The following is a 12119-nucleotide window of genomic DNA, read 5'->3' on the forward strand; positions in this document are numbered from 1 at the left end:
TTGAGGCGTATCGCATGATGAGTGGCGTGACGAACCGTGACGCAGGTCCGGCGTGTTCAGGGCAGCGGTCGGATTCGAAAATGCTCGACAATGCGTGCATGCCGATCACGTCCCGCAGCCACCAGCACCCCGTGCGTCACCTCCCGGCGATTATACTCAATCGTGTCCCCCGAGAGCGCTGTCATCCTACCATCGGCTTCGTGCACGATCAAATTCGCCGCCGCAAGGTCCCAATCGCGGCTCTGACCGCCCGCAAAAGCGGCGTCCAGGCCGCCGTCGGCGACCCGGCACAGCCGAAGCGCCAACGAGCCGATTCGCGGAAACAGTGTGATCTCATCGGATGACGGGCTCAGCCGCTGCACCAGCGGCTTGGGACCGGCCATGCGGGAAAAATCCAGATCCGTGCCTGCGGTCGCCAGCACGCGCTTGCCGTTGCGCGTGGCGCCCTGCCCGCGCATCGCGAAGAAGAATTCGTCGGTCGCCGGGGCGAACACCGCCGCCAGCACCGGCGTCGCATCGGCCACCAGCGCGATGCTCACGCACCAGTCCTCGCGGCCGGCCAGATAGGCGCGGGTGCCGTCGATGGGATCGACGATCCAGACCAGTTTCTTGCCGAGGCGCGTGTCGTCGTCGACGCTTTCTTCCGACAGCCAGCCATAATCAGGCGTTGCCGTGCGAAGCCGGCTTTCGACGAGATCGTTGACGGCGATGTCGGCTTCCGACACCGGCGACGAGGCGCCCTTGATCCAGTTCTTCAACTCAGTGCGAAACAACGACAGCGCCAGCGCCCCCGCCTCGCGCACCGTCTCCGTCAGCAGCGCGGCGTCGCGCGCCGTTGTCGTGCCCAGCGCATCAGCGTCCGCCAAGCGTCAAACCCTCGATGCGCACCGTCGGCGCATTGACGCCATAGCGGAATTCCAGATCGTTGGCTGCCGTCAGCGATTGGAAGATCGGCAAGAGATGGCCCGCGATCGTCACCTCGCTGACGGGATAGGTGATCTCGCCGTTCTCGATCCAGAAGCCGGACGCGCCGCGGCTGTAATCGCCGGTGACGCCGTTGACGCCGGAGCCGATCAGATCGGTGACGTAAAAGCCCTGCTTGATATCAGAGATCAGTTCGGCCGGCGTCGGCTCGCCCGCCTCCATGTGCAGATTGTACGATCCCGGCGACGGCGACGACGACACGCCGCGATGCGCATGGCCGGTCGTGACCAGTCCGAGTTCGCGCGCGGTCGCGGTGTCCAGCAGCCACGAGGTCAGCACGCCCTCGTCGATGATCGCGAGCTTCTTCACCGTGACGCCTTCGGCATCGAAGGTCTGCGAACGCAATCCGCGCACCCGCAGCGGATCGTCGATGATGCGGATGTTCCTGGCGAACAGTTGCTCGCCCATGCGGTCTTTCAGGAAACTGGTCTTGCGCGCGATCGAGGCGCCGTTGACGGCGCCGACGAGATGGCCGACCAGCGATCCCGAGACCCGCGGATCGAACACGACCGGCACCTTGCAGGTCTCGACCTTGCGCGGATTGGCGCGCGCCACCGTACGTTCGCCCGCCTTGCGGCCGACGCTTTCGGGCGCGGCGAGATCGGAGGCATGCGGCGCCGACGTGTAGTCGTAGTCGCGCTCCATCCCGGTGCCCTCGCCGGATATCGCGGTCATCGAGATGCCCTGGCTCGATCGCAAATACGAGCCGTGGAACCCGGTCGAAGTCACCAGCACCATGCCGCCGATGCCGCTCGATGCCGACGCGCCGCCGGATCGCGTCACGCCCTTGACCGCAAGCGCCGCGGCCTCCGCTTCTACGGCGCGGCGTTCGAGTTCGGAGGTCGAGGGAACCGTACGATCGAGCAGGTCGAGGTCGGCGAACTCGCGTGCAAGGAGTGAAGGATCGGCGAGACCGACATATTTGTCGTCGGGTGCAACCTTCGCCATCGCGACCGCGCGCTCGGCGAGTTTCGAAATGCCATCACCGCTGACGTCGTTGGTCGAGACCACGGCCTGGCGCTGTCCGACCAGCACGCGCAATCCGACATCGTCGCCTTCCGAGCGCTCGGATTCCTCGACGCGGCCATCGCGCACTTCGACGCCTTGTGAGACGCCGCGCACCGCGACCGCATCAGCCGCATCGGCGCCGGCGCGCCTGGCGGCCTCGACCAGCTGCTGCGCCAGTGTCGAGAGCGCCGACTGGTCGAACAGGTCGGAGGTCGCGGAAGATGAAGGCTTGGATGGTGAAGAGTTCACAAACAAAATCCCTGACATTGAAGCGAGTTGGGACGCAAATCAGCCGACCCATCAGATGTGCCTGATTCACGGGGATTTCAAGCATTTTGACGCCTCAAAAGCCAATCATTTTCGGCTTCAAAGCAAGGACTCGTCAATCATGCGCGCCAAGCTCTTGTCAATCATGCGGGCAGAAGCAACGCCGGTGACCTCGGGTTAACCAGCCTTTTTAAGCCAAAACGGAAACCGCTCGGCTAAGGTCTCACGCATCGACCGGGAACATAATTCCGGCGGGGAGACTAAAAGCCGTGAGGCGTCAAACAGCAACAAGCGGGATCAATCCCGCCGGGTCGGGCCGCGTATTGCGGCTCGACCCTCTTTCCCTTCCGCTCCGCTTCGATGCGCAGGACACCCGCGCCGACGGCGGTGTGCGGCAGATCGAACTTCATCGCGAACGCGTCGTGCTGCGCCGTGCCGTCAAGGGCATGCAGATGGCCGTCAATGTTCGCGTCAGCGATTTTCTCGGCGTGGCTTTGCGCGGTCTCGACGACGCGCAGATGCTGGTGCTGGTGCATCGCGATCCCTCGCTGAACATTCCGCTTGGCGTCAGCTCCGATGCCGAGGAGCTTTCTTCCGCCTGGCAGATGTGGAGCGATATCTTCGCGCTTCCGCTATTGCCGGAGGACAAGGCCCGCGAACCCGCTCCGCGCCGCCGCCGCCACAACGCGATCCGCGCCCGCCGCCCGAAATTTTTGGTGCGCAGGCGCTCGGGTGACCTGCTCAACCCGGCGAATATGCATCGGGGCGAGCGCGAGATCATCGCACGGGATTGAGGTCGTTCGATCTTGTAGGGTGGGCAAAGCGCAAGCGTGCCCACCATTTTCATTGAGACTCGGAGATGGATGGTGGGCACGGCGCAAGAGCGCCTTTGCCCACCCTACGAACGACGCTTCAGCGCATCACCGCATCGACCAGCAGTCCCGCAAACAGCAGCAGGCCCGCATCGCGGTTGGAGTGGAAGATGCGCTTGCACAGCGTGGGATCGCTGATGTCCAGGCGCCGGATTTGCCAGACCAGATGAACAGCGAACGCGACCAAGCCGATCCATGCCGGCCATCGCGCCCCGCCCAGCACCATCGCGACGCCGATCAGCACCACCGCCAGTGAATAGAACACGACCAGCGCCCGATGCGTCGCCGCGCCGAACAGACGCGCGGTCGATTTGACGCCGATCAGCGCGTCGTCCTCGGCGTCCTGATGCGCGTAGATGGTGTCGTAGCCGATCACCCAGGCGATCGAACCGGCATAGAGCACGAGCGCGGTGAGGTCGATGCGTCCGAGCGTGACCGCAAATCCCATCAAGGCGCCCCATGAGAAGGCGAGGCCGAGCACGACCTGCGGCCACCAGGTGATGCGCTTCATGAAGGGATAGACCGCGACGATGATCAGCGACGCGATGCCGGTCATGATCGCGAAGCGGTTGAACTGCAGCAATACGGCGAGCCCGATCAGCGCCTGCAGCACCAGCCACGCAAGTGCCTGCGGCACGCTCACCTGCCCGGCCGGAATCGGCCGCGACCGCGTCCGTTCGACCTTGGCATCGAGGTCGCGATCGGTGATGTCGTTCCAGGTGCACCCCGCCCCGCGCATCACGAAGGCGCCGATGAAGAACAGCACGATCACGAACAGCAATTGACTGGCGTCGCGCCCGATGCCGGCGGCCAGCGCCGCCGACCACCAGCACGGCATCAGCAACAGCCAGGAGCCGATCGGCCGGTCGAAACGGGAAAGGCGTAGATAGGGCCGCGACCAGGACGGCGCGCGCGTATCGACCCAGTTGCCGGTGGCGTCGGCAACGCGGGCCGTGACGTCGCTCATCGGGAGGCGGTCATCGGGTGAGAACGTTGCCGTTCAGCGTATCGAACGTGCTGCCGCCCTTTCGAACGGTTTGCGCCTCGGGCAGCGCCGCCGAAGAGCCGAGCGCTTCGCTCAGGCTCGGCGCGGCCGCGCGCTGCGCCTGTGCTCCCTGCTGGGCGACCGTGCAGACCTGCTTTTGCATTTTCTCGGTGTTCTTGTGGCCGTTCTTGAGCTGCTCGGCGATCTGCGGCGGAATTCCGCATTTCGCGGAATTGGTCTCGACATATTTGATCATCTTGAGTTCAGCCTGGCTGTAACTGCCGATCAGCTTGCAGGCCTCGTCCGGCGACGCCTTGCGATCGCTGGCGGCCTTGATCAGCTTGCCGCGCTTCTCGGCGTCCTCGCGCAAGGGAACGAAGCCCTTCATGCAGGCATCCGCCGCGCCGCTGGCTTGTGGCGGCGGACCACGGTCGAATGCCGAGCCCCCGCCCGGGGCGGCTCCCGCCGACGGGAACGGTGAAGGACCACCCACCGATGCCGCTGGCGCCGCGCCGTTCACCGGCGGGAACGGCGACGCGCTGCTTGCGGTTGCGGGTGCAGCCTGTCCGTTGGGCAGTGGCGCCGGAAATGGGGTCTGCGCAAGGGCCTGCCCCGCGTGAATGGTCACGACGGCAATCGTCAGGGGCACAATGAGACGGCGGATCATCAAAGGTGTTTCTCCGGCAAAGGTCCAGCAGGGCCCGGGCGACTTCCGATCGAAGCACAATTCCGACGGGGCTTTTTACGATTCCTGCCGGCCCTTAACAACCCGTGGATTTAGGCGGCAGCGCGGCGCTGGGCCGCACCGAATCATTAAATTGTCCCCGGATTCTAACCCTTTAGGCTAAAACCGGCGCGAAACGGAACAATCACAGATGCCTGAACTCGATTTTCGTGCCCCTCGCCTGTTCGTCGATGCCCCCTTGAGCCCGGGCGAAAAGGTCCCGCTGGAGCGCAACCAGAGCAATTATCTCGGCAATGTGCTGCGGCTATCGGCCGGCGAATCAATCCTGGTGTTCAACGGCCGCGACGGCGAATGGCAGGCGCAGATTATCGGGCGCAAGCGGCCCGACAGCCTTGAGATCCTCATCCAGAACCGGCCGCAGGATCGGCTCCCGGACATCGCCTACGTCTTTGCGCCGTTAAAACATGCCCGGCTCGACTACATGGTGCAGAAGGCGGTCGAGATGGGCGCCTCGAAGCTGCAGCCGGTGTTGACGCGTTTCACCCAGGTCTCGCGGGTCAATGGCGAGCGGATGCGCGCCAATGTCATCGAGGCCGCCGAGCAATGCGGTATCCTGAGCCTGGCCGATGTTGCCGAGCCGATGCCGCTCGATCGCTATTTGAGCCAGCGCCAGCCGGAGCGCCTCCTGGTTTTCTGCGACGAGGCGGCGGAAACCACCTCGCCGCTGCAGGCGCTGCAAGGCGGGTTAACGGCTGACGGCATCGACATCCTGATCGGTCCCGAAGGCGGATTTGCCGAGGAAGAGCGCGCGCTGCTGCTGCGCCAGCCGCGAACGCTGCGGCTTTCGCTCGGCCCCCGAATTTTGCGCGCCGATACGGCCGGCGTCGCGGCGCTGGCGCTGGTGCAGGCCGCGCTCGGCGACTGGGCCGGGCCGGGATAGGCAGCCGAGGCCGTTAAGCCTCATTGAACCCCGCGTTAAGCGACGACACCAATCTCTGTCGAAACCCTGCCCGGGCCATGCTAAGGCCTCCGCCAACAAACGCTTGATACCTCTTGGAACCCGTTTTTCGGGATATTTGGACGCGAAATGACCGTAACCGCCGCCATCGATGGTGCCGCCGGGTCCGCCACATGGGCGGACGCGCTGCTTTTGTCGTTTGCGCAGGCCGGCTACGTCCAGGCTGAACCGGCGATCCTGCAGCCGGCCGAGCCGTTCCTCGACCTTTCCGGCGAGGACATCCGCAAGAGCCTCTATCTGACATCAGACGCCAGCGGCGAGGAGCTCTGCCTTCGTCCCGATCTCACTATTCCGGTGGCGCGGGACTATCTGGCCTCGGGCCGCGCCGGCCAGCCCGCCGGCTTCAGCTATCTCGGGCCGGTGTTCCGTTATCGCGACGGCCAGCCGAGCCAGTTCCTGCAGGCCGGCATCGAATCCTTCGGCCGGCAGGATCGGGCCGCGGCGGATGCGGAAATGCTGGCGCTGGCGCTGGAGGCGACTTCGGCGTTCGGCCTGAGCGATGTCGAAATCCGCACCGGCGACGTCGCGCTGTTCACCGCGCTGATCGATGCGCTCGAGCTTTATCCGGTCTGGAAGCGGCGGCTGATCAAGGATTTCAACCGCAAGGTCAGCCTCACCCAGGACATCGAGCAGCTGACACTCGTGACCGCGCCCGGCCGCAACGAATATGAAGGCGTGCTGGCAGCCCTTGCCGGCTCCGACCGCAAGGCCGCGCTGGCACTGGTCACCGACCTGATGTCGATCGCCGGCACCACCAATGTCGGCGGCCGCACGGTTGCCGAAATCGCCGACCGCTTTCTCGAACAATCGACGCTCAAGAGCGGCGCGCTGCCGCGCGACGCGCTCACGACCATCAAGCGCTTTCTTGCCATCGCGGGCGATCCCGATGACGCGGTGGCGCAACTGCGCGCGCTGGCCGAGGACACCAAACTCAATTTGACGGCGGCGATCGATCAGCTCGAAAGCCGGGTCGGCTTCATGGCCGCGCGCGGCATCGACACCAGCCTGACGCGCTTTTCGACCGCCTTCGGACGCGGCCTCGACTACTACACCGGCTTCGAATTCGAACTGCACGCCAAAGGTCGCGCCAAGGACAACGGCGTCGAGCCGCTGGTGGCGGGCGGGCGCTATGACGGGCTGATGACCCAGCTCGGCTCGGCGGCGCCGATCCCGGCGGTCGGCTTCTCGGTCTGGATCGAAGCCCTGACGCAACTCCGCAAACCGGTCGGGAGCGCATCATGACCGCGCCCTTCGTTCTCGCCGTTCCCTCCAAGGGCCGCCTGCAGGAAGAAGCCCAGGCGTTCTTCTCGCGCGCCGGCCTCAGCCTCGCCAAGCCGCGCGGCGCGCGCGATTATCGCGGCACCATCACCGGGCTCGACAATGTCGAGATCGCCTATCTCTCGGCGAGCGAGATTGCCTCGCAGCTCGCCCGCGGCATGGTGCATCTCGGCGTGACCGGCGAAGATCTGCTGCGCGAAAGCATCGTCGACGCCGACAAGCGCGTGCTGTTGATCGACAATCTCGGCTTCGGCAGCGCCAATGTCGTGGTCGCGGTACCGCAGGCCTGGATCGACGTCCGCACCATGGCCGATCTCGACGACGTCACGACGGGTTTCCGCGCGCAGCATAACCGGCGCATGCGGGTCGCGACCAAATACATCAACCTGACCCGGAACTTCTTTGCCACCCATGGCGTGGTCGACTACCGCATCGTCGAGAGCGCCGGCGCCACCGAAGGCGCGCCCGCGGTCGGCACCGCCGAGATGATCGTCGATATCACGACTACGGGTGCGACCCTCGTCGCCAACGGCCTCAAGGTGCTCGACGACGGCGTGATCCTGCGCAGCCAGGCCAACCTCGTCGCCTCAAAGGATGCCGACTGGTCGAGCGGGGCGCGCGAGACCGCGCGCGTCATCCTCGATCACATCGCCGCACGTGCCCGCGCCAGCAAATATCGCGAAGTCCGCACCCGCTTTGCCGGCTGCAACGACAGGCTGCTGACCGAGGCGCATAACCGCTTCGGTGTCGTCGCCCCGTTCGGCGGCCCGACCTCGTCGGGCATGCTGACGCTGCACTGCCCGCCGTCGAAGCTCTACGCGCTCGGCAGCTTCCTGCGCGAGCACGGCGCCGACACGGTTTCGGTGGCTGCCCTCGACTATGTGCTCGACCGGGAAAACCCGCTGTTCGCCCGGCTCGAGGCGTTCTTGCGGCAATAAGGCGGATTTGGTTTCATTCATCGTAGCGACAGCTTGCGACGAGTAACATATGCTGTTGTCCATGATGGAACCTGATCGATGATGACGCTTGGCTCTGACGTTTCCGGCCTGTCCACCACCGCGGCGAGCGCCGCGGCGCGGGGGCTGTCGATTGTCGTGCCGGTCTATAACGAGGCCGCCGGGCTCGCGTTGCTGCACGAGCGGCTGATCGGCCTCGCCAGGACATTGCGGCAGCGTTACGGCCTCGCCAGCGAAGTGGTGTATGTCGACGACGGCAGCGCCGATACCACGCTCAGCATCGCGCGCACCCTGAAGGCCGACGCGCTCGACGTTCAGGTGGTGTCGCTGTCGCGCAATTTCGGCAAGGAAGCCGCCTTGATGGCGGGGCTCGACCATGCGCGGCGCGGCGCGGTGCTGTTCATGGACGGCGATGGCCAGCATCCGCCGACCCTGGTCGAGAAGCTGGTCGGCCACTGGATCGATGACGGCTACGACGTCGTCTATACGGCAAAAGCGCATCGCGACAATGAACCGTTTCTGCGGCGTCTTGCCGTGCACGGCTTCTACGCGCTGATCAATTACGGCGCACGGCAAAAAATCCCCGAAGATGCCGGCGACTTCCGCCTGTTGTCGCCGCGCGCCGCGGCAGCGCTCAAGCAGTTGCCCGAGCGCAATCGCTTCTTCAAGGGTCTGGCGAGCTGGATCGGCTTCCGCCAGATCCGCGTCGATTATGAGCCGGCGCCGCGCGCGCACGGCGTCACCACCTTCAGCGCCGGCCGGCTGGTGGGCCTGTCGATCGAAGGGCTGACCTCGTTCTCGGTAGCGCCGTTGCGCTTTGCCAGCCTGTTCGGCGTGCTGCTCGCAGTCGGCGCCTTTCTGTTCGGCCTGACTATTCTCTGGGAAGTCTTGACTACGGGCAAGCAGGTCCCCGGCTATCCCTCGCTCGTGATTGGCCTGATGACGATCGGCGGCGTGCAGTTGATCATGATCGGCATCGTCGGCGAATACATCGGCAAGATCCTGTCGGAGCTGAAAGCGCGTCCGATCTATTTCGTCGCCGAACACTCCGAGAAGCACGCGGACGAAACGACCACCGCAAGCGCCTCTGAACGGACCAGCCCCGAACGGACCGCCGCGGAATGAACGATGCCGCGCCGCCGCGCCGTATCTGGCTGTGCGCCGACGATTACGGGATCAGCGAGGGCGTCAATCGCGCCATTCGCGAGTTGATCGGCCAGGGCCGGCTTAATGCGACATCGGTGATGGTGGTCGGCCCGGCGATCGGCCGCGGCGAGGTCACGGCGCTGCAGGCCGCCGCCGCCGGCAGCCCGCGCTGCGCCATCGGCCTGCATGCGACGCTGACCGCGCCGTTCCGGCCGCTGACGATGCACTTCAGACCGACCGATGGCGGCATGTTTCTGCCGCTGCCGGCGATGCTGCGATCGGGCCTGTTGCGGCGGCTCGACCCTGAAATGATCCATGCCGAATTGATCGATCAGCTGGCGGCGTTTCAGGATCTGTTCGGCCGCCCGCCGGATTTCGTCGACGGCCATCAGCATGCGCAGCTCTTCCCGCAGGTGCGCGATGCGTTTCTGCGCGCGGTGAAGCAGGCCGCGCCCGCCGCCTGGGTTCGCCAGGGCGGACGCCTGCAGCCGCTGGCCAAACGGCTCGGCGCGCCCAAGGCGCTGCTGCTCGATGTGCTCAGCTCGCGGTTTCGCAAGCTCGCCACCCGGGCCGGTATCCCGTTCAATCCGGCCTTTGCCGGCGCCTATGATTTTTCGAAGACGCCCGATTTCGGCGTCCTGATGGGACAGTTCCTGCAGGGCATGCCGGAGGGCGGGCTCGTGATGTGTCATCCGGGCTTCGTCGACGAAACCCTCATCAGCCTCGATCCCCTGACCACCCAGCGCGAAAGCGAGCACGCGTTTCTCGCCGGCGCGCAAATGCCGCCGCTGTTGGCGCGGAACAATGTTACACTGGGTTGATATTGCTCAATAAACCGTCCGGTCGTTTTGTCGCATACAGAAATTTAATCTGCCCTCCCACTACTTGCGACACAAACCCCGCCCTACATCTGCCCCGCGCTTCGAGGCACTCGATGCGATGGAGAACGCCATGACACCGCAAGAACGCCAACTGATTGACGATCTTTTCGACCGCCTTGCCAAGCTGGAAAACACCCCGCGCGATCCCGAAGCCATGTCCGCGATCATGCAGGGCCTGCGTGGTGCGCCCAATGCCGTCTATGCGCTGGTGCAGACGGCGCTGGTGCAGGACGAGGCGCTGAAGCGCGCCAACGACCGCATCCAGCAACTGGAAGCCGGGCACGCGGGCGAACAGAATCAACCCGGCGGTTTCCTCGATTCGATGCGCGACACCATCTTCGGGCAAAGCCAGCCGCGCGGCTCGGTGCCCAACGTCCGCTCGCCCGGCATGGGCGGCCGCCCGGTATGGAACAGCGGCGAGGTGGTGCAGCAGACGCAAGGACAACAAGGACCCGGACAACAGGGTCCCGGACAATACGGCCAGCCCGGCTACGGACAGCAGCCGGCCTATGGTCAACCGTATGGTGGCGCGCAACAGCCGCCGCCGCTCGGCGGCGGAGGCGGCGGCTCGTTCCTCGGAACGGCAGCGGCAGCGGCGGCCGGCGTGGTCGGTGGATCGATGCTGCTCGGCGGCATCCGCTCGATGATGGGCGGCGGCGGCAACCAGCAGGCGGCCTTCGGCGGCGATTCCGGTGGTCATCGCGGCAGCGTGGAAGACCGGCGGCCGGGCGGCAGCGATCAATCCGGCGGCGATTTGGCGCGGGAGGCCGGTGCCAACGACATCGGCTCGTCGGGCAGTTCGCGCACCGGGCTGTTCGACGACAACAACAGCGGTGACAGCTCACGCAGCGGATACTCCGACAACGCATCGAACGACGACAATTATGACGACATGGATGACGGCTTCGATGGTGACGGCGGCGGCGACGACGATTAAGCCCCGGACGACATAACGGCAAAAAGGAAAACGGCCGCTCGATCGAGCGGCCGTTTTTTTGAGACCTGGTTTTGCTCAGATCACAACGACCTTGGCGCCGACGCCGACGCGGCCGTAGAGATCGATCACGTCTTCATTGCGCATCCGGATGCAGCCGGACGAAACGTTGGTGCCGATGGTCCAGGGCTCGTTGGAGCCGTGGATGCGATAGAGCGTCGATCCCAGATACATCGCGCGGGCGCCGAGCGGATTCTGCGGACCGCCTTCCATGTGCCGCGGCAGATCGGGACGCCGTGCCAGCATTTCCGGCGGCGGGGTCCAGGCCGGCCATTCCTTCTTCGCCGAGATCGTCTTGACGCCGGACCAGGTGAAGCCGGGACGGCCGACGCCGATGCCGTAGCGCAGCGCCTTGCCGTCGCCCTGCACCAGGAACAGGAACTTGTTGGGCGTATCGACGACGATGGTGCCGACACCTTCCTTGCCGTGATAGTCGACAACCTGCTTGTTGTACTTTGGATCGACCGGGCGCTGTGCCGGCTCGATCGCTTCTTCCTGCTGCTGACGCATCGATTGCTGCGGATCCATCGGCGGCAGGGTGCCGCGCCGTCCGCCATATCCGTAACCCGGCTGCTGCTGGTAATCCGGCTGCTGCTGATAGCGGCCGCCCTGCACCGGCCCATCGCCGAACAGGAATTCAATGAAGCCGCCGCCCATTTGCGAACGTTCGGCATAAGCGATGCGAACCGGCGCAGGTTGCGCGGGCTGATTGGCGTAGATCACGGTGGGCTCGGCGAGCGGGGAGGCGTCGATCGCCAACGCAGAATCGGAGAAGCCAAGGCACGACACGCCCGCAAGGAGCGCGAGAGACATTTTTCTGAACATCGACGTACTCTGTACTGTTTCGTCACTGTTAGATCTTGGCGACGCCTGAGCGGCGCCATTGCACGTGGTCAATAAAGGGTCAAAACCACATCGGTTTGGTAAACGGAAACGGCGTTTCGATTCACCACGTCGCCGATTGCGCGCTGATTTGTCCGGTAGCGTTTATTTTGAGTGAACGCCGCGCACACATGGTTAATCGCTGGTGTGCGCCCCGCGGAAG

At 65.1% G+C, this 12119-nt stretch carries 13 protein-coding genes; 8 read left to right on the forward strand and 5 right to left on the reverse strand.

Annotated features, from left to right (window positions below):
- Nucleotides 1-56 precede the first annotated feature (56 nt).
- Nucleotides 57-866, reverse strand: coding sequence for an inositol monophosphatase family protein (locus JQ641_RS00080; protein ID WP_211993619.1), 810 nt, complete (start codon nucleotides 864-866; stop codon nucleotides 57-59).
- Complete coding sequence (locus JQ641_RS00085) at nucleotides 853-2259, reverse strand: TldD/PmbA family protein (RefSeq protein WP_211993621.1); 1407 nt, start codon at nucleotides 2257-2259, stop codon at nucleotides 853-855. Before JQ641_RS00085 ends, JQ641_RS00080 begins: the two co-directional genes overlap by 14 nt.
- Between JQ641_RS00085 and JQ641_RS00090 the strand changes: the two genes are divergently transcribed.
- Together JQ641_RS00090 and JQ641_RS00095 are read left to right on the forward strand one after the other, a co-directional pair.
- Nucleotides 2222-2440 carry a hypothetical protein gene (locus tag JQ641_RS00090; protein WP_211994287.1) on the forward strand — a complete coding sequence of 73 codons (219 nt, stop codon included), beginning with the start codon at nucleotides 2222-2224 and terminating at the stop codon, nucleotides 2438-2440. The genes JQ641_RS00085 and JQ641_RS00090 overlap by 38 nt on opposite strands.
- Before the next feature lie 88 nt (nucleotides 2441-2528).
- Nucleotides 2529-3053 (forward strand): DUF6101 family protein, encoded by a 525-nt coding sequence (locus JQ641_RS00095; protein WP_211993623.1) that lies wholly within the window; start codon nucleotides 2529-2531, stop codon nucleotides 3051-3053.
- Nucleotides 3054-3171: 118 nt separating this feature from the next.
- On the opposite strand, the gene ubiA is transcribed toward JQ641_RS00095, so the two are convergent.
- Nucleotides 3172-4098 carry a 4-hydroxybenzoate octaprenyltransferase gene (gene ubiA / locus JQ641_RS00100; RefSeq protein ID WP_211993625.1) on the reverse strand — a complete coding sequence of 309 codons (927 nt, stop codon included), beginning with the start codon at nucleotides 4096-4098 and terminating at the stop codon, nucleotides 3172-3174.
- A gap of 10 nt (nucleotides 4099-4108) precedes the next feature.
- A complete protein-coding gene (locus JQ641_RS00105) occupies nucleotides 4109-4783 on the reverse strand; it encodes a hypothetical protein (RefSeq protein ID WP_211993627.1) in 675 nt (224 codons plus the stop codon).
- Between the two features lie 208 nt (nucleotides 4784-4991).
- Between JQ641_RS00105 and JQ641_RS00110 the strand changes: the two genes are divergently transcribed.
- The 6 genes from JQ641_RS00110 to JQ641_RS00135 all read left to right on the forward strand — a co-directional run bounded on the left by JQ641_RS00110 (nucleotide 4992) and on the right by JQ641_RS00135 (nucleotide 11017).
- Nucleotides 4992-5741 carry a 16S rRNA (uracil(1498)-N(3))-methyltransferase gene (locus JQ641_RS00110; RefSeq protein ID WP_211993629.1) on the forward strand — a complete coding sequence of 250 codons (750 nt, stop codon included), beginning with the start codon at nucleotides 4992-4994 and terminating at the stop codon, nucleotides 5739-5741.
- A gap of 147 nt (nucleotides 5742-5888) precedes the next feature.
- Entirely contained in the window at nucleotides 5889-7061 is a 1173-nt protein-coding gene (locus tag JQ641_RS00115; RefSeq protein ID WP_211993631.1) for an ATP phosphoribosyltransferase regulatory subunit, read from the forward strand.
- A complete protein-coding gene (gene hisG / locus JQ641_RS00120) occupies nucleotides 7058-8035 on the forward strand; it encodes an ATP phosphoribosyltransferase (protein ID WP_192738874.1) in 978 nt (325 codons plus the stop codon). Before JQ641_RS00115 ends, hisG begins: the two co-directional genes overlap by 4 nt.
- 81 nt (nucleotides 8036-8116) lie before the next feature.
- Entirely contained in the window at nucleotides 8117-9178 is a 1062-nt protein-coding gene (locus JQ641_RS00125) for a glycosyltransferase family 2 protein (RefSeq protein WP_211994249.1), read from the forward strand.
- Nucleotides 9175-10020 (forward strand): ChbG/HpnK family deacetylase, encoded by an 846-nt coding sequence (locus JQ641_RS00130; RefSeq protein WP_211993633.1) that lies wholly within the window; start codon nucleotides 9175-9177, stop codon nucleotides 10018-10020. The genes JQ641_RS00125 and JQ641_RS00130 overlap by 4 nt, the downstream gene beginning before the upstream one ends.
- Nucleotides 10021-10150: 130 nt before the next feature.
- Nucleotides 10151-11017: a DUF2076 domain-containing protein gene (locus JQ641_RS00135; protein WP_211993635.1), complete on the forward strand. Its 867-nt coding sequence runs from the start codon at nucleotides 10151-10153 to the stop codon at nucleotides 11015-11017.
- Between the two features lie 75 nt (nucleotides 11018-11092).
- Here JQ641_RS00135 and JQ641_RS00140 read toward each other — a convergent pair whose 3' ends face one another.
- On the reverse strand, nucleotides 11093-11899 hold the full coding sequence (locus JQ641_RS00140) for a L,D-transpeptidase (RefSeq protein WP_192738878.1): 807 nt from the start codon (nucleotides 11897-11899) through the stop codon (nucleotides 11093-11095).
- Between the last annotated feature and the right edge of the window lie 220 nt (nucleotides 11900-12119).

It is taken from the genome of Bradyrhizobium sp. JYMT SZCCT0180 (assembly GCF_018130165.1).
GTDB lineage: Bacteria > Pseudomonadota > Alphaproteobacteria > Rhizobiales > Xanthobacteraceae > Bradyrhizobium.